This is a genomic window from Nocardia sp. NRRL WC-3656 (genome assembly GCF_000720265.1).
GTDB classification, from domain to species: domain Bacteria; phylum Actinomycetota; class Actinomycetes; order Mycobacteriales; family Mycobacteriaceae; genus Nocardia; species Nocardia nova.
Window position 1 is genome coordinate 15,430 of the sequence record NZ_JOJF01000004.1, and the last position, 24,136, is coordinate 39,565.

General features: G+C 67.4%; 20 protein-coding genes. 10 read left to right on the forward strand and 10 right to left on the reverse strand.

Annotation, left to right across the window (positions count from 1 at the left end):
• The first annotated feature begins 212 nt into the window (after nucleotides 1-212).
• The 9 genes from rpmH to IG65_RS0107235 all read left to right on the forward strand — a co-directional run bounded on the left by rpmH (nucleotide 213) and on the right by IG65_RS0107235 (nucleotide 7,116).
• Nucleotides 213-356: a 50S ribosomal protein L34 gene (rpmH, locus tag IG65_RS36710; RefSeq protein ID WP_006550910.1), complete on the forward strand. Its 144-nt coding sequence runs from the start codon at nucleotides 213-215 to the stop codon at nucleotides 354-356.
• Between the two features lie 85 nt (nucleotides 357-441).
• Nucleotides 442-882, forward strand: coding sequence for a ribonuclease P protein component (rnpA, locus tag IG65_RS34460; protein ID WP_081879321.1), 441 nt, complete (start codon nucleotides 442-444; stop codon nucleotides 880-882).
• Nucleotides 879-1,244 (forward strand): membrane protein insertion efficiency factor YidD, encoded by a 366-nt coding sequence (gene yidD, locus IG65_RS36715; RefSeq protein ID WP_081879322.1) that lies wholly within the window; start codon nucleotides 879-881, stop codon nucleotides 1,242-1,244. The genes rnpA and yidD overlap by 4 nt, the downstream gene beginning before the upstream one ends.
• Before the next feature lie 4 nt (nucleotides 1,245-1,248).
• Nucleotides 1,249-2,403 carry a membrane protein insertase YidC gene (gene yidC / locus IG65_RS0107210; RefSeq protein ID WP_030514048.1) on the forward strand — a complete coding sequence of 385 codons (1,155 nt, stop codon included), beginning with the start codon at nucleotides 1,249-1,251 and terminating at the stop codon, nucleotides 2,401-2,403.
• A 44-nt stretch (nucleotides 2,404-2,447) separates the two neighbouring features.
• Nucleotides 2,448-3,023 (forward strand): protein jag, encoded by a 576-nt coding sequence (locus tag IG65_RS0107215; protein WP_030514049.1) that lies wholly within the window; start codon nucleotides 2,448-2,450, stop codon nucleotides 3,021-3,023.
• Between the two features lie 98 nt (nucleotides 3,024-3,121).
• Complete coding sequence (gene rsmG, locus IG65_RS0107220) at nucleotides 3,122-3,868, forward strand: 16S rRNA (guanine(527)-N(7))-methyltransferase RsmG (RefSeq protein WP_081879323.1); 747 nt, start codon at nucleotides 3,122-3,124, stop codon at nucleotides 3,866-3,868.
• Nucleotides 3,869-4,175: 307 nt separating this feature from the next.
• Nucleotides 4,176-5,177, forward strand: a complete 1,002-nt coding sequence (locus tag IG65_RS0107225) for a ParA family protein (protein WP_104366055.1) — start codon at nucleotides 4,176-4,178, stop codon at nucleotides 5,175-5,177.
• A gap of 4 nt (nucleotides 5,178-5,181) precedes the next feature.
• Nucleotides 5,182-6,183, forward strand: coding sequence for a ParB/RepB/Spo0J family partition protein (locus tag IG65_RS0107230; RefSeq protein ID WP_030514052.1), 1,002 nt, complete (start codon nucleotides 5,182-5,184; stop codon nucleotides 6,181-6,183).
• A gap of 192 nt (nucleotides 6,184-6,375) precedes the next feature.
• The gene (locus IG65_RS0107235; RefSeq protein ID WP_030514053.1) at nucleotides 6,376-7,116 is read left to right on the forward strand and encodes a hypothetical protein; all 741 of its coding nucleotides are present in this window, start codon (nucleotides 6,376-6,378) and stop codon (nucleotides 7,114-7,116) included.
• Nucleotides 7,117-7,177: 61 nt separating this feature from the next.
• Here IG65_RS0107235 and IG65_RS0107240 read toward each other — a convergent pair whose 3' ends face one another.
• The 8 genes from IG65_RS0107240 to IG65_RS0107275 all read right to left on the reverse strand — a co-directional run bounded on the left by IG65_RS0107240 (nucleotide 7,178) and on the right by IG65_RS0107275 (nucleotide 19,890).
• Nucleotides 7,178-8,374: an N-acetylmuramoyl-L-alanine amidase gene (locus IG65_RS0107240; protein WP_030514054.1), complete on the reverse strand. Its 1,197-nt coding sequence runs from the start codon at nucleotides 8,372-8,374 to the stop codon at nucleotides 7,178-7,180.
• 239 nt (nucleotides 8,375-8,613) lie between these two features.
• Nucleotides 8,614-8,943, reverse strand: coding sequence for a thioredoxin (gene trxA, locus IG65_RS0107245; protein WP_030514055.1), 330 nt, complete (start codon nucleotides 8,941-8,943; stop codon nucleotides 8,614-8,616).
• 55 nt (nucleotides 8,944-8,998) lie between these two features.
• Nucleotides 8,999-9,985, reverse strand: a complete 987-nt coding sequence (gene trxB / locus IG65_RS0107250; RefSeq protein WP_030514056.1) for a thioredoxin-disulfide reductase — start codon at nucleotides 9,983-9,985, stop codon at nucleotides 8,999-9,001.
• A gap of 99 nt (nucleotides 9,986-10,084) precedes the next feature.
• Nucleotides 10,085-10,954: a hypothetical protein gene (locus IG65_RS0107255; RefSeq protein WP_156055524.1), complete on the reverse strand. Its 870-nt coding sequence runs from the start codon at nucleotides 10,952-10,954 to the stop codon at nucleotides 10,085-10,087.
• Nucleotides 10,955-11,135: 181 nt separating this feature from the next.
• Nucleotides 11,136-11,699 (reverse strand): RNA polymerase sigma factor SigM, encoded by a 564-nt coding sequence (gene sigM, locus IG65_RS0107260; protein WP_030514058.1) that lies wholly within the window; start codon nucleotides 11,697-11,699, stop codon nucleotides 11,136-11,138.
• 271 nt (nucleotides 11,700-11,970) lie between these two features.
• A complete protein-coding gene (murJ, locus tag IG65_RS0107265; protein ID WP_051755510.1) occupies nucleotides 11,971-15,897 on the reverse strand; it encodes a murein biosynthesis integral membrane protein MurJ in 3,927 nt (1,308 codons plus the stop codon).
• A gap of 898 nt (nucleotides 15,898-16,795) precedes the next feature.
• Nucleotides 16,796-19,357 (reverse strand): DUF6049 family protein, encoded by a 2,562-nt coding sequence (locus IG65_RS0107270; protein WP_030514060.1) that lies wholly within the window; start codon nucleotides 19,355-19,357, stop codon nucleotides 16,796-16,798.
• Nucleotides 19,354-19,890, reverse strand: a complete 537-nt coding sequence (locus IG65_RS0107275) for an NUDIX hydrolase (protein ID WP_064923396.1) — start codon at nucleotides 19,888-19,890, stop codon at nucleotides 19,354-19,356. The genes IG65_RS0107270 and IG65_RS0107275 overlap by 4 nt, the downstream gene beginning before the upstream one ends.
• Before the next feature lie 194 nt (nucleotides 19,891-20,084).
• Between IG65_RS0107275 and IG65_RS0107280 the strand changes: the two genes are divergently transcribed.
• Nucleotides 20,085-21,533: a CCA tRNA nucleotidyltransferase gene (locus IG65_RS0107280; protein WP_030514062.1), complete on the forward strand. Its 1,449-nt coding sequence runs from the start codon at nucleotides 20,085-20,087 to the stop codon at nucleotides 21,531-21,533.
• 27 nt (nucleotides 21,534-21,560) lie between these two features.
• Here the strand turns inward: IG65_RS0107280 and IG65_RS0107285 are convergent, their stop codons facing one another.
• Nucleotides 21,561-22,376 (reverse strand): hypothetical protein, encoded by an 816-nt coding sequence (locus IG65_RS0107285; protein WP_030514063.1) that lies wholly within the window; start codon nucleotides 22,374-22,376, stop codon nucleotides 21,561-21,563.
• A gap of 80 nt (nucleotides 22,377-22,456) precedes the next feature.
• Entirely contained in the window at nucleotides 22,457-24,079 is a 1,623-nt protein-coding gene (locus IG65_RS0107290; protein WP_051755569.1) for a DUF4185 domain-containing protein, read from the reverse strand.
• Between the last annotated feature and the right edge of the window lie 57 nt (nucleotides 24,080-24,136).

The window sequence follows — 24,136 nt, forward strand, 5'->3', positions numbered from 1 at the left end:
AGTTTGACCCTCTCCTGGCTGATCAGTACCCTCGTACAGTCACCCGTTGACGCGGTGTTGGCTGCCTGCTGCCCGGTCGAATCGTCGATCCAGCGGGACCACCACGCAATGGGCGTTGTGCCGATGAAGACCAGTTTTCATCGCGACCACATACGTTTCACCGAACAGCTTCGGGCGCCGCCTGGCGCCCACCAACTCGAGGAGTGTTGACCGTGGCCAAGGGCAAGCGGACGTTCCAGCCGAACAACCGTCGTCGTGCGCGGGTCCACGGCTTCCGACTCCGGATGCGCACCCGTGCCGGGCGCGCGATCGTGTCGGCGCGCCGTCGCAAGGGCCGCGCCTCTCTGACGGCCTGATCGCACGGCATCGGCATCGCCGCCATGCCTGACTCGTCGATCGTCTCGCTGCTTCCGTTCACCCGTTACGTGGTCGGACACTCGGGTGTTGCCTGAGCCGTACCGGCTGAATCATCGTGCCGACTTCTCCCGGACGGTGCGACGTGGCCGACGAGTCGGGAGACGGGACATCGTCGTGCATGTGGTGATGCCGTCGGCGTCGGAGGAGCCGAGATCCGACGATGCCGTGAGGTCCGACGATGCGGCGGCTAGGCCGCTCGCACGCTTCGGTGGTCCTCGTTTCGGATTGATCGTCAGCAAGGCGGTGGGCACCGCGGTGGTTCGACACCGCGTCGCCCGCCGCCTGCGTCATATCTGCGCTGGGGTCGTCGCAGATCTACCGGCGGAGGCCGATGTCGTGATCCGCGCCCTCCCGGGTGCCGCGGTGGCGACCTCGGCGGAGCTGGATCAGCAGTTGCGGTCCGCGCTGCGGAAAATGTCGTTCGATCTCTCCGCCGCGCGGGTGGCTTCGAGTGATGCGTCATGAACCGCCTACGCGTAGTGACGCGGCTTCCGGCGAATCTCTTGATCTTTCTGATCGAGTTGTACCGGACGTACGTCTCCCCCACCCGCATGCCGGTGTGCCGATTCACCCCGACCTGTAGCGAATACGCGGTGACGGCTCTGCGTACGCGCGGGCTGTTCGTAGGTCTCGGATTGACGGCCGTGCGGCTGGCCAAATGTGCGCCCTGGCACCCTGGTGGGTGGGACCCGGTTCCGGAACGGAAACGGGCTGCTGCCGAAGCGGCTCACGAGACGAGTCGGGCCCACGACGAGGCGGCCGAACACAAGTCTTGTAAAGGGTCGCCGCGCGCGGTGACCGGCGACACGACCGACGGGAGTACATAGAGCCGTGCTCGACTTCATCTATTACCCGGTGTCCTGGATCCTTTGGTTCTGGCACCGGGTCTTCGGGTTCGTCTTCGGACTCGGAGATTTCGACAAGGGCGCCAGCAACGGGTTCGCCTGGGCGCTGGCAGTGGTGTTCCTGGTGTTCACCCTGCGCCTGGTGCTGTACAAGCCCTTCGTCAAACAGGTGCGCACCACGCGGCAGATGCAGGAACTGCAGCCGCAGATCAAGGAACTGCAGCGCAAATACAAGAACGACCGCCAGAAGATGGCCGTCGAGATGCAGAAGCTGCAGAAGGAGCACGGCTTCAACCCGCTGATGGGCTGTCTGCCGGTGCTGGCTCAGGTGCCGGTGTTCATCGGTCTGTACCACGTGCTGCGGTCCTTCAACCGCACCGGTAGTGGTATCGGCCAGCTGCACATGACGCCCGAGCAGAACGCGATGACGCCGAACTACGTGTTCAGCGCGCACGATGTGCAGTCGTTCCTGAGTGCCCGCATCTTCGGTGCGCCGATCTCCGCCGCGATCACCTCGCCCAAGGCGACCCTGGACGCGTACGCCGATTACGGCGGCATTCCGCACGTGTGGAATATGGTCGTCGTCGCGGTGCCGCTGATGATCATCGCCGGCCTCGCAACCCACTTCAACGCCCGCGCCTCGGTGGCACGCCAGAGTGCGGAGGCGGCGGCGAATCCCCAAGCCGCGCTGATGAACAAACTGGCGCTGTGGGTGTTCCCGCTCGGTGTCGTCGTCGGTGGCCCCTTCCTGCCCATCGCGATCCTGCTCTACTGGGTGGCCAACAACATCTGGACCTACGGGCAGCAGCATCTGGTCTTCGGGCGCATCGACAAGGAAGAGCAGCAGAAGAAGGAAGAGGCGATCGAGCGGAAGGCGCAGAACGCCCCGAAGCCCGGCGCCAAGCCGACCGCCAAGAAGAAGTCCGGTGCCGCCGAGCCGTCGGCCGCGGACGGGGACAAGCCCGCGGCCCCGACGAACGGCACCTCCGCCTCCACGACTTCGGAGTCCACCACTCCGACTTCTTCGGCCAAGGCAGGTTCGGCCTCCGGCAAGTCGGGCTCGTCCGGTAAGTCACCCGGGCCGGGTAATCGCAAGCGGTCCGGCAACAGAGGTCGGGCGAATCAGAAGCGACGTCGCTAGCGGATCCGGATACGACGGAAGATTCAGATTGAAGGAAACGACATATGACTGTTGAGACCGATGGAGGGGACGCCACTGTGGCCCTCGGTGTGCAGGATGATGCGTCAGCGGTAGACGACCGCGATGAGGCGACGACCGAACCGGATCCGACCGATGCCGAAGAGGCGTTGATCGAAGAGGGCGAGATCGCGGGCGACTATCTGGAGCAGCTGCTGGACGTTCTCGACTTCGACGGCGATATCGATCTGGATGTCGAGGGCGACCGGGCGGTCGTCAGCATCGACGGCGGGCGGGACCTGTCGAAGCTCGTCGGTCGGCGCGGCGAGGTTCTGGACGCGTTGCAGGAGTTGACCCGACTGGCCGTGCAACAGGCGACCGGTGTGCGCAGCCGCCTGATGCTCGATGTGGCCGGCTGGCGGGCGAAGCGTCGCGAGGAACTCAGTGCGCTCGGAACCGATGCGGCGCGACGGGTGGCGGAATCGGGCAAGCCCGAATCGCTGGCCCCGATGACTCCGTTCGAGCGCAAGATCGTCCACGATGCGGTGGCGGCCGTGGACGGTGCCGCCAGTGAGAGTGAAGGTGTCGAACCCAACCGGCACGTGGTCGTGATCCCGGCCTGAGAAATTAGATGGGTAAGGTAGGGCCCCCGGTTCATCGAACCGGGGGCCCTACTCTTTGTGATGAGTTGCGTTGTGATGGATTTCGACGGTCCGGAAGGATGTTTCACGTGGAACGAGGCGCGGGTGCCACTCCTCAGCACTCCCCCGGCGGTGACTCTGTCGATCTGACGCCGCCCGCGGTGGCGGCCGAGGTATTCGGCGATCGTCTTCCGCTGGCCGAGCAGTACTGCGCCGCGCTGGCGACCGCGGGCGTCGAACGCGGTCTGATCGGACCGCGGGAGGTGCCGCGGCTCTGGGACCGCCACATCCTCAACTGTGCGGTGCTGGGCGAGTTGATTCCTCTCGGAGCTTCCGTCGTCGACATCGGCAGTGGCGCCGGACTTCCGGGAATTCCACTCGCCATCGCGCGTCCGGATCTGCGCATCACACTCGTCGAGCCGTTGCTGCGCCGCACCAAGTTCCTGGCGGAGTTCGTCGAATCGGCGGGGCTCGAGATCACCGTGGTGCGTGGTCGCGCCGAACAGCCGGACGTTCGAAAGGAAGCCGGCGGTGCGGATTACGTGACTTCCCGTGCGGTCGCTCCCCTCGGGAAATTGGCCAAGTGGTCCCTGCCGCTGGTTCGCGAGCACGGCCATATGTTGGCGCTCAAGGGATCCAGCGTCGCCGAGGAACTCGAGCGGGATCAGGTTGAACTGGCGCGCGCGGGTGCGGGCCACGCGAAGATTCTCGAATGCGGCGTGGGCATCGTGTCGCCGCCGACCGTCGTGCTCAGTGTCGAGCGTGTGCCCCGCGCGGAGAAGCGGGCGAACAAGGAAGCGAGTCGACGCGCCCGGCGCGCACAGTAACTTTCGTTGTTTCACATGAAACAACGCCTCGCGAGGCCGCTCGAGACGGCCGCAGCGAGTCATTCCGTGCGTGTCGGATAGTGATTGCCGCGGTTCAACTTCCGTATTCTGGCCGGTGCTGGCAAGCTAGTTGTCGTCGAGCGTGAGCGCGCGGTTTCGCGGTTCCCGGCAGCTCCGCGTTCTGCTTGTTCGAGCCATGCGGCGCCGGTGCTGCCTGGGCACGTGTCTGAAGTTCTCGGGGTTAGGAGCCTGTATGTCGAACCGTCCGGCGAATGTTTCACGGGAAACAACATCCCGGGTGCCCGGAATGCTGGACAGCGGCGGCCTCGAGGGAGATGAATTCGCCAAGACCGCATTCGGAAATATCTCCGCCGCTGAAACTCCGATCGCGGCCGAAGCGCATCGCGCCAGCCAGGTCCTGCACCCCGGCTCACTCAACATCCCCAAGCCGCGCGAACAACGCATCATCACCATCGCCAATCAGAAGGGCGGCGTCGGTAAGACGACGACGGCCGTGAATCTCGCTGCCGCGCTGGCACTGCAGGGGATGACGGTGCTCGTCATCGATCTCGATCCTCAGGGCAATGCCAGCACCGCGCTCGGCGTGGAGCACCACTCCGGCGTGCCGTCGAGCTATGAACTGCTGATCGGTGAGATCTCGGTGCAGGACGCGATCCAGCGAAGCCCGCACAACGAACGCCTACTGTGCATTCCGGCGACGATCGACCTCGCCGGCGCCGAGATCGAATTGGTCTCCATGGTCGCCCGTGAGGGCCGATTGAAAGCGGCCATTCAAGAGGCCAACCTGGCGGGCTACGACATCGACTACGTGATGATCGACTGCCCGCCTTCTCTCGGCCTGCTGACCGTCAACGCGATGGTGGCGGCCAAGGAAGTGATGATCCCGATCCAGTGCGAGTACTACGCGCTGGAGGGCGTCGGCCAGCTGCTGCGCAATATCGGTCTGGTGCAGGCACATCTGAATCCGGAGCTGCACGTCTCGACCGTCGTCCTCACTATGTACGACGGCCGGACCAAACTCGCCGACCAGGTTGCCGAAGAGGTCCGCGGCCACTTCGGTGACGCGGTGCTGCGCTCGGTGATTCCGCGCAGCGTCAAGGTTTCCGAGGCGCCGGGCTACGGCATGACCGTGCTCGATTACGATCCTGGTTCCCGCGGCGCGATGAGTTATCTCGACGCGGGGCGGGAGATCGCGGCCCGCTCGGCCGTCATCCAGAGCCGAGTGTCGCCGGGCCAGGAAGGCGCGTCGGTCGGTACGGCTGGTGCAGCACAGGAAAGGGGTCGGTAGGCCGATGAGTCAGGCGAAGAAGGGTGGCTTGGGGCGCGGGCTAGCCGCGTTGATTCCGACCGGTCCTGCCGATGTGCAGGGGCTCGGAAGCGCGGCAGCCAATGCGGTGATCGGACTCGATCCGATCGGGCCGCATCCCGCGTCGGCCTATCTGCATCGGGTGCCCGATGCGGCCGAGGAGTCGAGCGCCGGTGCGGTGTACCGGGAGATTCCGCCGGATCAGATCGAGCGCAATCCGAAGCAGCCGCGGCAGGTCTTCGAAGAGGATGCGCTCGCCGAACTCGTCCATTCGGTGCGGGAATTCGGTCTGATGCAGCCGATCGTGGTGCGGGTGCTGGAGTCCTCCCCCACTCCGCGCTATCAGCTGGTGATGGGTGAACGGCGATGGCGAGCCTGCCAGGAAGCCGGTCTGGAGACCATCCCGGCGATCGTGCGGGAGACCACCGACGACGCCATGCTGCGCGATGCGCTGCTGGAGAACATCCACCGGGTGCAGCTGAATCCGCTCGAAGAGGCGGCGGCCTATCAGCAGCTGCTGGAGGAATTCGGCGTCACCCACGAGGAACTGGCGAACCGAATCGGCCGATCCCGACCGGTCGTCACGAATATGATTCGCCTACTGAAGTTGCCGATTCCGGTGCAGCGACGAGTCGCGGCCGGCGTGCTCTCCGCCGGACATGCTCGCGCGCTGCTCGGGTTGGAAGCGGGCGCCGAGGCGCAGGAGCGGTTGGCCGAACGCATCGTCGCCGAGGGGTTGTCGGTTCGTGCGACCGAGGAGGCCGTCACTCTCGCGAACCGCTACCCCGAAGAAGAAGTGAAGCCGACCCCCAAGCGGCGGCAGATCTACGCACCGGGGTTGGACAAGGTTGCCGAGCGATTGGCCAATTCGTTCGACACCAGGGTCACGGTGAGTATGGGCAAGAAGAAGGGCAAGATCGTCGTCGAGTTCGGTTCGGTCGACGATTTGGAGCGCATTGTCGGGCTGATGGAGCAACAACAGCTCTGACGAGACAGATCCCTGGGGTTCGGCGAGAAACGTCACTGTGACACCGCTGTTTTTCGCGCCGATCCGAATGTGCCGCGATCGATAAGGGATGGGAAATGAGGCGTTCGCTTTGATCGCATATTCTTGCTGGCGAGAAGATGTTGATGCGGCGTGAGCATAGATGAATCGGAAAGCTGGAGGCTGAGCAGAGCGGTGTCGACCAGCGTGACCGCACTAACCCTCGGCGGACTGGACAAACTTCCCGCACATGCGCGTCGATGTGTGTTCTGGGAGATCGACCCGGCCGTGGCGGCAGACTCTCGTGAATTCAGCGATCCCGTCTTCGAAAAAGAGGCGTGGTTGTCGACGGTCATGCTCGAATGGGGGTCCTGCGGGCAGATCGCGTTGGTCGATGGTCAGCCGGCCGGCTGTGCGCTGTATTCGCCGCCGAGTGTGGTGCCGCGCGCGGCGTTGTTCCCCACCTCCCCCGTGAGCCCGGATGCGGTCCTGCTGACCACGCTGCGGGCCGAACCGCCGCACAACGATGGAGACATTGCCCATCGGCTGATTCAGGCCGTAGTCGGCGATCTGATGCGCCGAGGTGTGCGAGCGATCGAGGCCTTCGGAATTCGCACCGATCCGGCCGCGACCGCGCTGCCGGCGCGCGGAGTGCGATCCATGTTCTTCATGGAGCGCATCGACTCGCCGGGCCACGGCATCGCCTCGGCACCGCGGCCGAAGGCCAACAGGGCCTGCTCTCCCGAGAGCTGCATGATCGACGCGGATTTCCTCGAGGACGTCGGATTCTCGGTGGTGGCGCAGCACCATCGTTTTCCGCGACTGCGGTTGGAACTCGACAGCGATCATCTGTGGAAGGAAGACGTCGAGCGCGCTCTGGACCAGCTACTGGCCGCCGCCGCGATGCAGGCCCAACCGAGCGTTCCCTGCCACTGACCGAAAAAGAAGGCGCCCCCGGCATCCGATTCCGGGGGCGCCTTCTTGCGGTATACGGGAACTACATCCGGTCGGCCGCGGCCAATTCCTCCGCCAACAGTTCGGCGAATGTGTAAGTACCGGTGGGCTGATCGTCCTGGCCGAGCAGATACAACCGCTTGACCGAGATCAGAATGGCTTCCGCGATCACATCGCGCATCCGGGGATTGGTCAGCACCGAGGCGTCGTATTCATTTGTCAGGTAGCCGATATCGACCTGTACGGTCGGCATCTTGGTCAGACGCAGCAGGTCCCAGGTGCGGGCGTGGGTGCGGCAGTCCTGCAACGAGGTTCGCGCCACGATTTCGCGCTGGATGAATCCCGCCAGCACCTGGCCGATCATCGATACCGAACCGTGCGAATTCCCGAAGTGGAAACTGGCCACGCCGCCCGCGGATGAACTGAGATTCGCCGCACAGCGCAGCGAGATCATCAGATCCGCGTCGAAGGTGTTGGAGGTCTCGGCGCGCTCGGCGTCGGTCGGGTTGGCGCCCCACGGGCGGGACAGGAACGTCTCCATGCCGGTGGCGGCCATCCGGCCCTCGAGGCGGCTCGCCAGATCCCAGAGGATCTCGGACTCGTACACGTCGCCGAATTCCGTCGGCACGGCCAAACCCTTGTCCTCGCCGCCCATTCCGGGGTCGATGACGATGCGCTTTCCGGTCAGCTGCGGGCCGGCCCGGTGGACGACCTCTTCCTCGGCGATGCGATGCGGATTGCCGCCGGTGACCCGCGCTCCGAGCAGTTCCAGCGAGCGCAGGGTGTCCGGACCACAGATGCCGTCCGCGGACAGGCCGATCTCGCGCTGGAAGGCAGTGAGCGCATCGTGGGTATGCGGGCCGAAGTAGCCGTCGATGCGATGGACGTAGAAGCCCAGATCCTGCAGGCGCCGCTGCAGGGTGGCGACATCGTCGCCGTACAGCGGCGCCGAGAGCTGATAGATCAGGGTCCGGGCGCCGAGGCGATAGGACGCCTCCTTCAGCGCACGATAGGTCGCGGGCCCGACGACGCCGTCGACCAGCAGGCCTCGCTGCTGCTGGAAAGCGCGTACGGCCGAATCGAGTTCACGATCGAAGACGGCGTCGGAATCCTTCCAGTACTCCCCCTGCCCACCGGACCGGTCGGTCCCGTGCGGGTGTGGATGGAATCCGAGACTTGCCAGGTTGCTCCGGACCTCAGCGACGGCTGGACCAGTATCGCCGTGACGAAGTCGGTGCATGCGTGAGAGCCCTTTCCTTCCGCCAACCCGGGTACCCACTTGTGCGATGGCACACACCCTCGCACGACCGGAGCGTCGGTCGATTGTCTCAGACCCGAGCCGTATTTCGGCAATTCTCCGGGTGCCGAAATAGTACACAGCTATCGGGTCCCGGAGTGCCCCCTGGTTCGAACCGCATCGGGGCCCCGGGCCGGACACGCTCGCGACGTGCGGTAACCCGGGGCCTCGAATGGGACGACTCAGATGATGCCCTCGAGTTCGCGCAGCAGGGCGGCCTTACCCTTGGCACCCACGATGCGCTTGGCTTCCTTGCCACCGGAGAACAGGATCATCGTCGGCAATGCCATCACACCGTAGTCACGGGAGCTCGTGGGGTTGGCGTCGGCATCGACCTTCGCGACGGTCAGCTTGTCACCGTGCGCCGCGGCGATCTCCTCCAGCACCGGGGCGACCATCTTGCACGGACCGCACCAGGAGGCCCAGAAGTCGACGAGCACCGGCTTGTCGCTACCGAGCACATCCTGTTCGAAGGTGGCGTCGGTGACGGTCTTGGTGGCTGTTTCGGACATGCGGAACTCCTAGCGGTGTGCGATGACGCGATATTCGAAAGGCTTCGGGGGTGGATCAGCCGGCGGTCACTTCCACCGGGTTGCCGGCGTGATCGAGCGTGTTGCTGGTGATGTCGCCCTTCTCGGCGAGCCAGCGCTCGGCGTCGATCGCCGAACGGCAGCCGGTGCCGGCGGCCGTAATGGCCTGGCGGTAGGTGTGATCGACCAGATCGCCGGCCGCGAAGACGCCGTCCACCGAGGTCGCGGTGCCGGGCTCGCGTACCTTCACGTAGCCCTCGGCATCGAGATCGACCTGGCCACGGACCAATTCGCTGCGCGGGTCGTGGCCGATCGCCACGAACAGGCCGGTGGCCGCCAGCTCGGAGGTTTCGCCGGTCTTGGTGTCGCGCAGGGTGAGACTGGTCACGGCGGTGTCGCCGTGCACCTCGACCACCTCGGAGTTCAGGCGGAAGCGGATCTTCTCGTTCGCCTTCGCGCGCTCGAGCATGATGCGGGAGGCCCGGAATTCCTCGCGGCGATGCACGATGGTCACGCTGGAGGCGAATTTGGTGAGGAAGGTCGCTTCCTCCATCGCGGAATCGCCACCGCCGACCACGACGATGTCCTGGCCCTTGAAGAAGAAGCCGTCACAGGTCGCGCAGGCGCTGACCCCGCGGCCCAGCAGCTCCTGCTCCCCCGGCACGCCGAGGTAGCGGGCCGCCGAGCCCATGGCCAGGATGATCGCGTAGGCCTGATAGACCTCGCCGCCGACCGTGACCGACTTGATCGGGCCGGAGAGATCGATCGCCTCGACATCCTCGGTACGGATATCCGCGCCGAAGCGCTTGGCCTGCTCACGCATCTCTTCCATGAGATCGGGGCCCATGATGCCGTCGCGGAAGCCGGGGAAGTTCTCCACCTCGGTCGTCGTCATCAGCGCACCACCGAACTGGGTGCCCTCGAACACCAAAGGTTCGAGCTCGGCCCGGGCAGCGTAGACCGCGGCGGTGTAGCCGGCGGGGCCGGAGCCGACAATGATCAGATCGCGTACAGGCGTGCTCATGATGCCCTTCCGAAGTGTGTTCAACAGGCGTGTCGGTCAACAACAGGGTAAACGTAGATGTTCCCGCCGCCGATCGGCTGTGGCCGAGGCCGCGCGCTGTCAGCCGATATCACGCATATCGAGGATCTGCGGATCCGCTGGGCTGCAACCGGTCCGCACGACCAGTGCGGTGATCTTGGGCGGACGCGGGCCGGTGAGCAGAATCAACACGGCCGATTCACCGCGATATGTGACATTCGTCGAGCCGAGCACCGTGCGGTCCGGGACCGCGGCCTTCACACACCCGGCCATCGCGCCGGGGCCCGACAGCGGGCCGGTGACGTCGTTGCGGCCCATGGCACTGAGTACGGCCGCGGAGGACAGCTCGTCGCCGAGGGCGACGCTGGTGCCGTGTTCGGCGGGCAGTGCGTTCGGCCTCACCGTGCGATCGGTCGCCGCGTCGACGGCGACCAGGGTTCCGGCGATGACGGCCACCGCTGCCGCGGCCGCGGTGAACCAGCGCAATCGCTTCGTGCGGTGACCGTCCAGAGACATCGGCTCGTCCGGTGGCGCCGCGCCCGGGACGTCGGCGTCCTGCGGCATCGGCTCCTCGGGAACGGGCTCCGGCGGTACCGCGTCGAGAGCCGGCATCGGACGGGTCGAGGGTGGCTCACCGTCCGAGCCGTCACGGTGGAGCTGATGGACGGTGGCGACCGGCTGCGGCTGCTCGCCGCGGGACAACTCGTCCAGCAGCGCGTCCAACCGGGCCGCGACCTGGGTCGGTATCGGGTGCAGGATGCGGTCGTCCAGGCTCAGCGCGCGTAATTCGGCGCTCACGCCGTCGAGCGAGTGCAGAAAACGGACGGCTTCGGGGTCCCGGCGAACTTGTGGCCACAGCAGCTCGGCCTGCTCCGGAGGGACGTTGTCGGCGTGCAGCTCGGCCAGCAGATCGGTGGAGAACGGAGGGCGCGGCACGGAACGGGCTGCCATCACACCTCCTGTGTCCGCTTCGTCGCCCCACACCCCGGAACGGCGTCGCCGCGCGGCGAATTCGCCCTTGTCGTCCATCGCCTCTCCGGGTCCGGCCTCATGATGTAGCGCCTGTCATCGCAGCGAGGCGGCGGCAGGCACAACGAATATTTGTCCGTCTGTTAGTAAAGACGCTTCTCGGCTACGTCCGGTTCCCCGGATTTCGCAGGAATTCCAATTCCTGTTCCAGCCGTTTTCGGCCACGAGCGCAGCGACTTTTGATCGTCCCCTCGGCGACGCCCAGCAACTGCGCCGCTTCCGCTACGGTATACCCTTCCATGTCGATCGCAACCAGCGCTGCTCGCTGATCGGGCGGCAGCGTGAACAGGGCCGCGGCGACGACCATTTTCACCTCGCGCTGCGCGATGTCGTCGCGTTCCATTGCGGGTTCGGCCACCGATTCGTCCGACAGTGACGTCGCGGGACGGGATTTGTTGCGCCGCATACGATCCAGGCATGCGTTGACCACGATGCGATGCAGCCAGCTGCGTACCTCCGCATCCCCGCGGAAGGTGGCGGCATTGCGATGCGCGGACAGCAGCGCGTCCTGCAGCGAATCGGCGGCATCCTCCGGAGTTCGGCAGGTGCGCAGTGCCAATTGCCAGAGCCGGCTGTAATGGCGGCGGAACAGAATGCCGAAAGCGTCGCGGTCTCCGGCGACATGGGCGGAAAGCAATTCGAAATCGGTGGTTTCGTCCGGATCGATCGAGCGACGACGAACAGCAGACGACTCCGGTGTCCCCCCACTGGCGATCGCTTCGAACGACACACAAACCCCTTGGACAGCGCTCACGGCGGCACGAAGTCCTACACCGGACCGGCCGCAAATTCCGCATCATCCAGGACCGAGACACCAGATCCCAGGAAGCTCCCCTGCTGAGAGCGCGCTGTGAATCATAACGTTTATTACGAATCGGTAGCAACCAGAGCGAGGTGATATCACGGGCCGGAACAACCGCCGGCCGCGGCGGCACGAATCAGGAAGCTGCCTCGAAGTGAATGTCGCCCATCGACGACTGGAACTGGCCGCCGTTGTTGGCCAGCTGGGTGATCCAGATCAGGATGTAGCGGGCCGGCTGGTCGGACTGCACCGGGATCGTGGTGGTGCCGTCGGCCAGGGTGGCCTGGCCGACGAGCTGGGTCTGATCCAGGGTGGGAACCGCGTTGGGCGAGGTACGCACCTCGACCACCGTGCCCGGCGACGCGGAATCGATGACGACCTTGCTCACCTTGCTGGGCCCGGGCAGCGTCGCGAGCACCCCGATCCCCTTCTTCAAGGCCGGGAACTGCTGGAAGTACTGATCGGTGTGCCAGGTGGTGGTCGGATTGCCGTCCAGCAGGGCCGACACGTTGCCGGGACTGTCCGGGGTCCCCTCCGGGGAGTACACCGATACGCCCGTCGCCTGCAGCGGAAGTCCGGCGGCCGTGGTCGGCGCGGGTCCCGCCGACTGCGCGGCCGGCGTCGTCGGTGCGACGCTGGCCGTGGTCAGGCCCAGTTTGCGCTGTTCGTTGAGCGGTTCGTCGGCCGAACCCGGCGCGAAGATGCTCAGCAGCCACCAGATGATCACGCCGACGACCAGCGCCGCGAGCACACCCAGAGCGACCAGGATCCACAGCATGCGCTGCGACCGCTCGCGCTCGGCGGCGAGCAGTTCCGGATCGGCGAGGCTTTCGTCCGGATTCGCAACCGCGCGCTGGCCCAGACGCAGGACCGGGATGAAGTCGGTCTTCTGGTCGACGACCGAGGCCTGCTCGAGCACGTGTTGCACGGTCGCCGCCGTACGCACGCCCTTGTCGGCCTCGAGCGAGCGGACCGCCACGGCGGAGATCTCGAACGGCACCTCGGGACGAATCTGGCGCGGTTCCACCGGAGAGCCGTCGCTTCCGAAATCGGCCAGCTTCAGCCCGCCGACGGTCGCCGCCGAACCGGTGACACCGCCGGTGCGGATCGGCCAGCGGGCGGTGATCAACGCGTAGAGCATCGCGCCGAGGCCGCGCACATCCGATTGGGCGTCGGAATCGGCCAAGGTGCCCGGGAAGGCCAGCACCGCATCGCCGGACGCGCTGATGCGCACCCTGTCCGGATGGTCGATCGAGAGCGATCCGCCGCCGCGATGGGCCAGTTCGGCCGCCGCGGCCAGGGCGCGGATGGCCCGCGCCGCGCCGATCGGCGAGGGCTGGGTCTCGGCCATCTCCCGCAGCGAACGGCCGGGAGTCCACTCCGCGACCACGATGCCGCCGGAACTGCCGCGCACCACGTCGAGCACGCGGGCCAGGCCGGACGAGTTGATCCGGCCCAGGCGCAGCGTGCGCGAGAGGATGGCCTGCGGGCCGTCGTGGCCGGGATTGTCGGCGGCCTTCTGATCGGCATCGACGAAGGTGAGAGCGACCTCGCGGTCCAGTTTCACATCCAAGGCCTGCCAGAACCGCAGTCCGCGCGCGCCGCCGTGGTCGGCGAGCAGCCGATAGCGGCCACCCGCCACGGAGGCTCCCGGAATCAGTTTGGGACCGCGCGGCACCCGCCGGGCCGGTGGTTCCACCCGCATCGGGGGCATCTCCGGCGAACCGACCGGCAGCATGCCGGTGTCGTAGGCCGGATCCCGCGGCGGCACCGCTGCGGGCGGCACTGCTTCCGCGCCGTTGCCGCCCACCGCGTCCGCGGCGTTCGGCGCGTCGGGGGCATCCCCGTGCACACCGGCCTCGGCGTCGGGCGCCGCAGCGGCGTTCGACGCTTCCGTATGGTCGGATGCGGAGTCCCGAGTGCGGTCGGCCGGCGGAACACTCCCGGGTGGGACGTCGTCGGTGCGCACTGCGCCTGCCGCGTCGGCAGCCTCGGCGGAAGGCTGGCCCTCCGCCGCGTCGTCGCTCACCCTCGCTCCTCCTTCGCCCTGATATGTCGAAGCTTGTTGCGCCGGTGTAGCACCGGCATTTGCGTTTCTCTGCCGAACAGGGTACGGGAACTCGCCCTGACCGGTGCGGTCAACCGCACCAGGACGGATTACCGGCAACACCATGGTCTGGGCGTCGGTATACGGGTCGTAGCGGTAGTAGTACGGAGCTGCGAGATCCGGGCGCGGCAGCACCATCGTGTCGTGCATATCGGCCGCGGTGTCGCCCAAGCCGAGGTCGGGCGCCGGCGGCGTGAAGCCCAGGCGGCGCGACACCGCGACCGTGAGCGCGACGATCTCCGGCACTCCGGCGAGGCGCATCAGGCCGAATGCGACGCCGAACATGACGATCGCGTCCAGGCCGACCCGCAGGACCGAGGCGAGGCCGCCGTCGAGCCGCGACAGGCCCAGCACCTGATCCATGATCAGCGTCACCGCCGCGCCGGCCACCGAGGCCAGCACGACCCGGGTGACGGTGCGGCCGACGTTGGCCATGCGCAGGTCGCCGAGACTGCGGTGCAACAGCCAGCCGCCGATCACCGCGCCGGTCACGAAGCCCAGGCCGTTGGCCACGCCCAGGGCGATGACCACGTGATCGTCACTGAAGAACACCGGCGTGAGCAGCGACAACACGATCTTGACGCCGGTGATGCCGAGGATGATCCAGGTGGGTGTCCAGGCCTGTTCCCGCGCGTAGAACACCCGCAGGTGAATCAGCACCAGCGCGTACGGAATCAGCGTGAACGCCGACCAGGAGACCGCCTCGCCCAGACGGCCCGCATCCGAACTACCGAAATGGCCGTATCCGTACAGCGCCTGGCCGATCTGCGGACCCGCGATGGTGAGGAAGGTGACCACCGGGACCAGCGAAATCATGGTCAGACGGGTGGCGACGCCGAGGTCGTCGACGACCGCCGGATTGTCGTCGGCGGCGGCATTGCGGCTCAGCCGCGGCATGATCGCGGTCAGCAGGGTCACGCCGAGCACGCCGTACGGCAGCTGAAGCAGCAGCCAGGCGTTCTGATAGATGGTCGGGCCCGCGACATCGGCGTGCGAGGAGACCCGGGTGGCGATGGTCCAGCCGATCTGGCTGATGAACACGTACAGGATGATGGCCGCGCCCATTCCGGCGAACTGCTTGAGCCGGGCGTCCACCCCCCACAGCGGGCGCAGATCGATCCCCAGCCGCCGGATGGCCGGCAGCAGGCTCACCATCTGAACGATGACACCGACGGTCACACCGATGCCGAGGACCAGCAGCTTCGGGTCGCTCATCCGGACCGGATCGAGGCTGATCTCACCCGGCGTGACCGCGTACAGGGTCAGAATCGCCAGCACGACCACGTTGTTCAGCACCGGCGCCCAGGCGCCCGGTTTGAACACCTGATGTGTGTTCAGGATTGCCATGAGCAGGCCCGACATCCCGTAGAAGAGGATGGCCGGCAGCAGCAGGAAGGCGAGCGCCGTGGTCAGCGCGGTATTCACCTTGCCGTCGTGGGACAGGAAGATGTGGGTGGTCATCACCGGCGCCGCGGCGACGGCGAGGACGGTTCCGATGGCCAGCACCGTGAATGCCGCGGTGACCAAGCGGCGGACGAAGGCGGCGCCGCGGTCGGCGTCCTCCTTCTCCGCACGGACCAGGGTCGGCACCACGATGGCGGTGAGCACCGCGCCGAGCAGTAGCTCGGAGATCATGGTCGGGATCGTGCTGGAGACCGTGAACGCACTGGCGATGGCCGGGCCCAGCACGGTGACGAGCAACAGCTGCTTGACGAAGCCGGTGATACGGCTGACCAACGTGGCGACTGCGATGGACCCGGAATCGCGGACCAATCGCGAAGTCGACGACTCTTCCGGTTCCTGCTCGATCACGGCCTGCTGGGCGGTGCGAGGACCTGCCGAATCAGCGCGCGCGCGTGTCGGCCGTGGCGTATCGGGGCGCGCCGCGGCCGGACGCTCCGCTGCCGGCCTGCGACGCGGCTCGGCCGCCTCGGAGGGCGGGATCTGGCGCGGCATCGCCCGCTCCGCGCGGGGCGGCCGAGGGACTCGGTCGACCGGACCGCTCGGCGGGCCCGGCGGATAGGACCGTCGCGGATCCGCACGAGGCACATCGCGGCGCGGGGTCTCCCGACTCTGAGACTCGCGGTACTGAGGGTCTCGGTACTCGGGGTCCCGGTAGCGGGATTCCTGGTCGGAGGGCTCGACCGGCGGGCGCAGGCCGCGCTGCGGTGGACGGGGCCGTCCCGGCGGCGGGGTGTCCTGCTGCGGGCGAGCACCGCGATGATCCGTCGGGGGCACTTGACGGAACGGCTCGCTCGGCGGGGCGTTGGGGGGTAGCGGCGGGCGCGGCGCATTCGGCGGCGTCTGGCGGATGGGCGCGCTCGGCGGACTCTGCCGGCGCGGCGGATTCTGCGGGCCCGGATACCGGGACCCCTCGGGCGGGTTCGGAGGTCCCGGACGAGGCGATGCTCCCGGCGGAACCTGACGCGGGACGGCACCCGGTATCGGGCGCATGGGTGCGCTGGGCGGCGTTTGCCGGCGCGGCGGCGGGGTGGGCCGGGCCCCGTTCGGGCCGGGCATCCGGCCGGCCGGGGGTACCTGGGGAATCGGGCCGCTGAGCGGTCGCCGCGGATCGGCCGGATCGGGGCGGGCCTCGTTCGGCAAGCGATGCGGCGGCGCGCCGTGGGGCACGACACCGTTGGCGCCCGAGGGCGGCATCGAGGGATCGGGACTCAGCCGACGCGGTCCACGCTCCCACGGCGCGGCGGGCGCGCGTCGCGGAAACTGCTCGTCGTCGGCCTGATCGGGCACGACGGGGCCGTCGTACTCGGTCACCGGACCTCCGGTCTGCTCGGCATTCGTGCCGGCCCGTGAACCACCCGGTCGGCACAACGAGCCGCTGCGCGATTGTCGCTCACTGTGCCTCCTCTTCCTGCAGTACTCGTTTGCGGGCGCGCAGGTATCGGTTCAGCCTGCGTCGTTTTCCGGGGTCCAAACCCTTGTCGGCCGGATCCGGCTGTCCCCGGAAGCGGCGCCACAAGCGGCGACCGGCGAGCAGGAACAGCAGTGCACCGGCACATGCGGTAATTATCGCCAACGCTTGACCGTAAGCGTTCGAACGTACCGAAACCGAGGTGGCGTTGCCGAGAGGCACTCCGGCCGGTGTGGTAAGGGATATCGGAATCACCAGGTTACGGCTGTCGCTCACCTTGGTCGGAATCTGGAACGACCGAGTACCCTCCGCCGGAAGCTGCTGCTCACCGATATCGGTGATATTCGTCTCGGCGGGCACCCCGATCTTGAAGCGGATCCGGATCGCGACCGGCAGATCGTTCCGCGCGACCAGCAGCAACGGACTCTGCTCCGAGGCCAGCGTGTAGACCCCGCCCGGCGGCAGCACACTCACCGAGGAGAACAAACCGTCCATGGTCCGGGTCGTCTGTTCGAGTCGTCGTTGCGCGGCGGTATCGGCCTGCGAATCGGTGCCGGTGCGATCCGAGAGCGTCAGCACCCGGATCAGATCGTCGCGCAGCGGCGTGAGGAACGTCCGCGGCGTCGGCTCCTGCTGTGGGATCTCCACCAGGGCGCTCATCAGATCGTCGATCCGATGTTCCTGCTGCCCGACCGGCGCGACGAATTGGTCCGGCACCGCCTGCGCCACCGCATCACCGGAGTAGTCCAGTTCGTACGGGCGCGGATCGACCGGCTGGGCCAGCAGATCGGCGAACGAACGCGGTGTGGCCAAACCGCTGCGGAACATCAGCTCCAGATGCGAGAGCAACGCTCCGGCCTCGTCGCGGTCGGCGCCCCACTGTTGCGGCGGCATCAGCAGGGTCGCCCGGGGGCGGGTCTCGGTCGTATTCAGCACCGGCCAGGTCAGCGCGCCCAGTGCGTCCTGCAGTCGAGCGGTGCGGGAGTCGTTGGTGACCGCGTAACGAACCCGGTCGGGAGTGAATGCCGGAGTCGGCGGATTCGATCCCACCGCGGCCAGCGCGGTCGCCGACCACATGTCGAAGGTGGCGACCTTCAACCCGGAATCGGGCGCCGGTGGCGTGAGTTCGGGTTTGGCCGGCGCGGCGGCCGGCAGGCGAACCATCTCCGGCACCACCGGTGCGATATCCGCGGCGACGGAGGCGGTACTGCGTACCGTCGCCTCGCCGCGGCCGGAACCCGTTGCGGCGCTGACGGAACCGCCCTCGGCGACGGCGTTACCGGAGAGGACGGCGGTGGTGAAACCCCGCTCGGCCAGCATGGCCGCGGCATCGGCTCCGATGGCTCCGGAGGCGGGCAGGCTCACCCCGCGCACGGATTTGACCGACAGCAGCGAATCGACGATATCCGCGGGTGCGGTGATCGCGCGGGCGACCAGATCGGCATCGTGTACGCCGGCCAACGCGGTCGGGTCTACCTGCGCGAACGGCAGCGCCACCGTGCACATCGTCGGCGCCAGCGCACGCAGCCGGTCGAGCCAGGTCCGCGCGGCCTGCGGTCCGGTTCCGTCGCGCGTCGGCCCGTCCGGATCCGACGGCGAGGCCAGCACCCGGTATCCCTCGGTCATCCTCGACACGGTGAGCAGCAGATCCGGGTCCACGGCCAGGCACAGCGATCCGGCCAGCCCGGCGCCCGAGCGGCCGGAATCGTGCGAGGGGTCGGGCCGCAGGGCCGACTCCAGCGCCGAGAGCAGCTGATCCAAGCGGCCACCCGCGGCGAGTTCGCCGGCCAGTTCGTCGTCGGTGAGCAGCGCCTTGCCGTCCACCGACCCGGGAATGCCCGCGACCATGCGGGGCCGATCGGCCAGGGGCCACAACATGGTGGTGGCCACCGGCGGCTGCGGCGCGGCCGGAACCGGCTGCGCGCCCTCCGCGGCGGCATCGGAGCCGTTCGGCAGGGCCGGCAGGCCGAGCACCGGCAGCAGAAACCGCGCATCGTCGAGATGTGCCTGATTGCCGTAGGCCGGTTCGCCGTTCACATTAAGCAGCAGCGGATACACGCCCGGTTCGGTGATCCCGAGCGAGTCGGTGACCGGCGGATTGGCGGCCGCGTTGGACATGCCCTCGCGCACCCCGATCCGCAGGGTGAACTGTTTGCGCTGCCCGGGCCCCAACTGGTCGGCGACGTCCTGGAACTGTGCGCTGACCGGAAAATTCGATTGATCCTGACGCAGCGTGGATCGCAATTCGCTGGGTTCGGCGATGGCCGCCCCGCGCTGCACCCGCACGCTGACGTCGTCCACCACGCGATCGCCGATGTTGGTCACCGTGCCGGTCAGCGCGAGGACGGAATCGCTTGTGGTGGTGATCGTGCTCGGCGACACCGAATCGAGCGTGAGCTTGAGGAATTTCGGCGCGGCGGTCGAACCTCCCGACCCGGAGGGCTGCGCATGGCTCGACCCGGCCGACGGCACGCTCAATACGGCGAGCGCCAGCGAGACGAGCAGTAGCACCCAACGGTGCCCACTGCGACTCGCACGCGTCATTGTCTGCCGCTCTCCATCCGATCTATCAGCCGATTCGCGACCTCGGCCAGACGCCGCTCGTCGGCGTAGGCGAGCCGGGAATCGAGTTCGCTCAACGGCACCCAGGCCACCTTGGTGACCTCGACGTCGGCATCGGAGAGCTCACCCCCCAACGACCGCATCAAGTAATGGTGCACGGTCTTGTGTACCCGACGGCCTTCGGTGACGAACCAGTAGTCGATGCTTCCCAGTTCCGCGACCACCCGGCCGTTGATGCCGGTCTCCTCGGCGACCTCCCGGACGGCGGTCTGTTCGGCCGTCTCCCCCTCCTCGATATGGCCCTTCGGCAGCGACCACAGCAGCCGGCCGCGGCGGTCGGTGCGCCCGATGAGCGCGGCGCAGCGCTGTTCGGCGGGGCCGTCGAGTCCGTCGACGACCAATCCGCCCGCGGAGGTTTCCCGGACGGTGCGCATGCGAGGTTTCGCCGCATTACCGGCCGAACCGCGGCGCCGGGGCTGGCGGCGTCGACTGTTCGCGCGATCGGCCGGAGACACCGGGTCAGTCTAGCCGCGCCGGATCGATGCACTGAACGTGTTCGATGCCGAGTGTCACGCCCGCCGCGGTGGTGTCGTCCGGCCGGTCCGGGCGGGTACCGGCGGGTGCGTACCAACTAAGCTGCGTTTCCGTGGTTTCGCCGAAGTCCGTTGACGCAGAAGTGGAGGACGGCACACAAGTGAAAGGAAGGGCCGTGTCCGACCCCGACCATGATCGCCGGACGCGATTGCTTGCCGCGGCGGCGATCACCCTGGGCCGGCTCTCGGATGTGCTGACTCCGCTCGGCGGCCTGTTCGCCGCGCGCGGCCACGAGCTGTACCTGGTCGGCGGTAGCGTGCGCGATGCGGTGCTGGGCCGGCTCGGCACCGATCTGGACTTCACCACCGACGCGCGGCCCGAGGTCGTGCAGGAGATCGTGCGCGGCTGGGCCGACAACCTGTGGGACACCGGCGGTTTGGCGTTCGGCACGGTGAGCGCGTCGAAATCGGGCTGGCAGCTGGAGATCACCACCTTCCGCAGCGACAGCTACGACCGCGTCTCCCGCAATCCGGAGGTGACCTTCGGCGACAACCTCGAGGGCGATCTGGTTCGCCGCGACTTCACGGTCAACGCGATGGCCGTGCGCATCGGCGGGGCCGGTGAGCTGGAATTCGTCGATCCGCTCGACGGCATGGACGCACTGCTGGCCGGAGTGCTGGATACGCCTGCGGCGCCGGGGGATTCGTTCAACGACGATCCGCTGCGCATGCTGCGCGCCGCCCGCTTCGTCTCCCAGCTCGGCTTCGAGGTGGCGCCGCGGGTGCGAGTGGCGATCGCGCTGATGGCCGACGAGATCCGCCGCATCACCGCCGAGCGGGTCCGTACCGAACTGGACAAGCTGATCGCGGGTGAACATCCGACCGACGGCATCGACATCATGTGCGAGACCGGGCTGGCCGAACGCGTACTGCCCGAGGTTCCGGCGATGAAACTGGAGATCGACGAACACCATCAGCACAAGGACGTCTACCAGCATTCGCTGACCGTGCTGCGCCAGGCCATCGACCAGGAGCAGGGCGATCCGGATCTGGTGCTGCGCTGGGCCGCGCTGCTGCACGACATCGGCAAACCGCCGACCAAGCGCAACGAGCCCGGCGGCGGCGTCAGCTTCCATCACCACGAGGTCGTCGGCGCGAAGATGGTGCGAAAGCGCATGCGCGCCTTGAAATATCCGAAGCAGTTCACCGAGGACGTGGCGCGGCTGGTGTATCTGCACCTGCGGTTCCACGGCTACGGCAAGGGCCAGTGGACCGACTCGGCGGTGCGCCGCTACGTCACCGATGCCGACGACCTGCTGCCGCGGCTGCACAAATTGGTGCGCGCCGACTGCACCACACGCAACAAGCGCCGCGCCGCACTGCTGCGCTCGACCTACGACGATCTGGAAGCCCGGATCGAGCGCCTGCAGCAGGAGGAGGATCTGCAGCGGGTGCGCCCGGACCTGGACGGCAACGCGATCATGGAACTGCTCGGCCTGGAGCCGGGGCCGCAGGTCGGCCATGCCTGGCGCTACCTGAAGGAACTGCGGCTGGATCGCGGTCCGCTCACTCGCGACGAGGCCGAGGCCGCGCTGCTCGAATGGTGGAACGCCGGCGGGCAATAGCGTCCGGAATCGGCGGACCGAAAGGCCTCAGAACACGATCAGCGTCGTGCCGGCGACGATCGCCGCCCGCATCTGCCCGAGGTCGAACGAGCCGGTGATCTGCGGCAGTTCGAGCCGGAAATGCACCCGGTCGCCCTGCCGGTCGGCGCGCGCGATGCGTACGTCGTTGGGCAGGTCCGAGAGGGTGACCGGCGCCACCGTCACCCAGCGCCGCGGCATCCGGACGCCCGACCAGGCGGCCTGATGGACCGCGATCGTGACGAGGTTGTCACTGATCGCAGCGTCGACCATCGCCTGGAATTTCCGGGTGCGATGACGCGCGCTGATCAGTCCGCTCGGATGCACCTCGAACCGCCAGTCCAGCCGCTTCTCGTTGAGCCACTCGACCAGGGCCGCGGTGGTCACGGTGCCGGTGACGTCGAGTCCCGCGGTGCGCACCTTCGTCGGGACGCCCGGGATCAGCCGCACCCCGTGCGCGATCACCGTCATCTCCTCGATCGGATGCCCGTTCCAGCGCAGCTCGGTCAGCACCGTTTTGGTCTGGAAGTGGGCGCCGCGGCGGCGCACCTTGAGGGTTTGCAGAATCGCGGTCAGATCGTGTCCGAGTAGGGTCGCGGTGACCTCCCGGCCGCCGAAGCGACTCAGAATCCCCTCGCTGAGCAGCGTCATCAGCACATCCGGCATGAGTGCGGTGACCGTACCCGCGCCGAGATCCGCCACCGGGTCGAGCCACGCGGTGGTGAAAGCCGTCCACTGATCCAGCAACTCCGGGTCGAACAGCCGCCGGCCGAGGTCTACTGCCCGCAACGGCGACCAGGATTTGGGATCGAAATAGGTGGCCATGATTGATTCGAGAGTACTGGCCGCTGGTGAATACGCCAGGGGCTGTGGATGACATTTCCCGATCGGGCGGCGGCGCGGCCCTACGGATCGGCGGGTTCCGGGTCGTTCAGCGTCGCGTGCATCAGGTAGACGTTGTAGCTGTCCCAGGCCGACATCGTGAAGTAGAGGTCCTTACCCGTCGACCAGGGGTGGATGAATCCGCCGTAGGCCTTCGGGTAGTCGTTCGTATCGGCCAGTAGCGTGCCGTCGGTCCAGGTCCCCTGCGGTTCGGTCGCGGTGCGCAGCACGATCGCATGCCGAGCCGGGTCCAGGTAGACCATCTGCCACTGTTTACTCGAGTCGTCGTAGCGCACCGACAGTTCGCCCGCGATGCCGGGTATGAGCGGCGTCGCGCGGTTCTCCTGCGCCGGCGCCCAGGTCCCGTCGACCCAGTACTGATACGCGGACTTGTTCAGTACCTCTTTCTTCGGCACCCGCGCCAGGCCGATCATGCCGATGCGGCCGTTGGGCGTGCCGAACATGTAGACGTAGTCGCCGTGCGGCACCATCGTCGTGACCTGGAAGCGATCGATGCCGAACATGTTGTCCCACTTGGCGTACTGATCCTTGACCCAGGTGCTGCCGCCGTCGTCGGAATAGGCCAGACCACCGTTGTTGGTCCACCACATCCCCGGAATCTTGCTCCAGTGATTGACCGACATGTAGCTCATGTACTGCCGGTCGCCGAGTGCGAATCCGGAGGTCGGGATCACGGTGGTCTCGAAGTTCTTGATCTTGCGACTGTTCAGCAGTTCGGCGGCGTGGCAGCGGCTGTCCTGCACCATGTCGTCGATGATCAGGCCCTTGGACAGGTCCTGTTCGGAGCTGAAGCCGAGCACGTTCGAACGCCAGTCCGGTCCGCCGACCTGGCCGTACTCCCAGCCCTTGCCGAAGGTGTCGCCGAACACCACCGCGACCTGGCCGGGCTTGGTCTCCCACATGATGCCGAGGTCTGTCCCGTCGACCTGCCAGCGCATATCGGTGCGGTTGACCGAGCCGTGGCCGGTCACCTGATTGACCAGCTTCACGTTCTCGACCGTGCGCGGTGCGGGTGCTTCGACGACCGCGCCCGGGTCGATCGACGGGTGCACCGGACGCGGCGGGGTCTCCGGTGCGGGCGGCTCGCCCCCGGGAATCGGAATCGGGATCGGTTCGGGTTCCGGATTGATATTGATGTTCGGCAGATTGAACGGACCGGAATTCGACCCCGAGCCCGTGCCGGACCCGGACCCGGAACCGGAACCCGTGCCCGAGCCGTTGTTCGAGCCACCGTTCGAGCCGGATGCCGAACCGGAGTCGGGTGCGGGCTCGCCCGGCGCGGAAGGGTCTTCGGCCGGCGGTGGTTTCGGCGTATCGCGAATATCCGGGCACGGGTTGCGGCACGGGTCCGCGGGCAGAGGCTGCGGCACGATGCGGGTGTTGTCCGGTCGCGGGCCCGGCACCGGCACGGGCACGATCTCGGGCACCGGCACCGGAATGTCGATTCGCGGCGGAAGGATCGGCGGCGCGGGCGCATTCGGATCGGGCTGGCGGGCCAGCGGATCGAATCCCGTTTCGCCGCAGGCATTCTTCGGCGGTGGCGCCCACGGCGCGAGTTCGGCCGAGGCCGGGACGGGGGCGACCGTGCCGAACAACAGCAGTCCGGTGACCGCGGGCGTGAAAATCGCCGAGGCGCAGCGCTTTCCGTTGCGGGTGGAGCCGCGCGCCGCCGCCGGTCTACC

Coding starts and splice junctions, on each gene's coding strand:
- yidD (WP_081879322.1), top strand. CDS start 879: ATGAACCGCCTACGCGTAGTGACGCGGCTTCCGGCGAATCTCTTGATC.
- IG65_RS0107215 (WP_030514049.1), top strand. CDS start 2,448: ATGACTGTTGAGACCGATGGAGGGGACGCCACTGTGGCCCTCGGTGTG.
- rsmG (WP_081879323.1), top strand. CDS start 3,122: ATGTTTCACGTGGAACGAGGCGCGGGTGCCACTCCTCAGCACTCCCCC.
- IG65_RS0107225 (WP_104366055.1), top strand. CDS start 4,176: ATGCTGGACAGCGGCGGCCTCGAGGGAGATGAATTCGCCAAGACCGCA.
- IG65_RS0107230 (WP_030514052.1), top strand. CDS start 5,182: ATGAGTCAGGCGAAGAAGGGTGGCTTGGGGCGCGGGCTAGCCGCGTTG.
- IG65_RS0107240 (WP_030514054.1), bottom strand. CDS start 8,374: ATGCACCGACTTCGTCACGGCGATACTGGTCCAGCCGTCGCTGAGGTC.
- trxA (WP_030514055.1), bottom strand. CDS start 8,943: ATGTCCGAAACAGCCACCAAGACCGTCACCGACGCCACCTTCGAACAG.
- trxB (WP_030514056.1), bottom strand. CDS start 9,985: ATGAGCACGCCTGTACGCGATCTGATCATTGTCGGCTCCGGCCCCGCC.
- IG65_RS0107255 (WP_156055524.1), bottom strand. CDS start 10,954: ATGGCAGCCCGTTCCGTGCCGCGCCCTCCGTTCTCCACCGATCTGCTG.
- murJ (WP_051755510.1), bottom strand. CDS start 15,897: ATGCCGCGCCAGATCCCGCCCTCCGAGGCGGCCGAGCCGCGTCGCAGG.
- IG65_RS0107270 (WP_030514060.1), bottom strand. CDS start 19,357: ATGACGCGTGCGAGTCGCAGTGGGCACCGTTGGGTGCTACTGCTCGTC.
- IG65_RS0107285 (WP_030514063.1), bottom strand. CDS start 22,376: ATGGCCACCTATTTCGATCCCAAATCCTGGTCGCCGTTGCGGGCAGTA.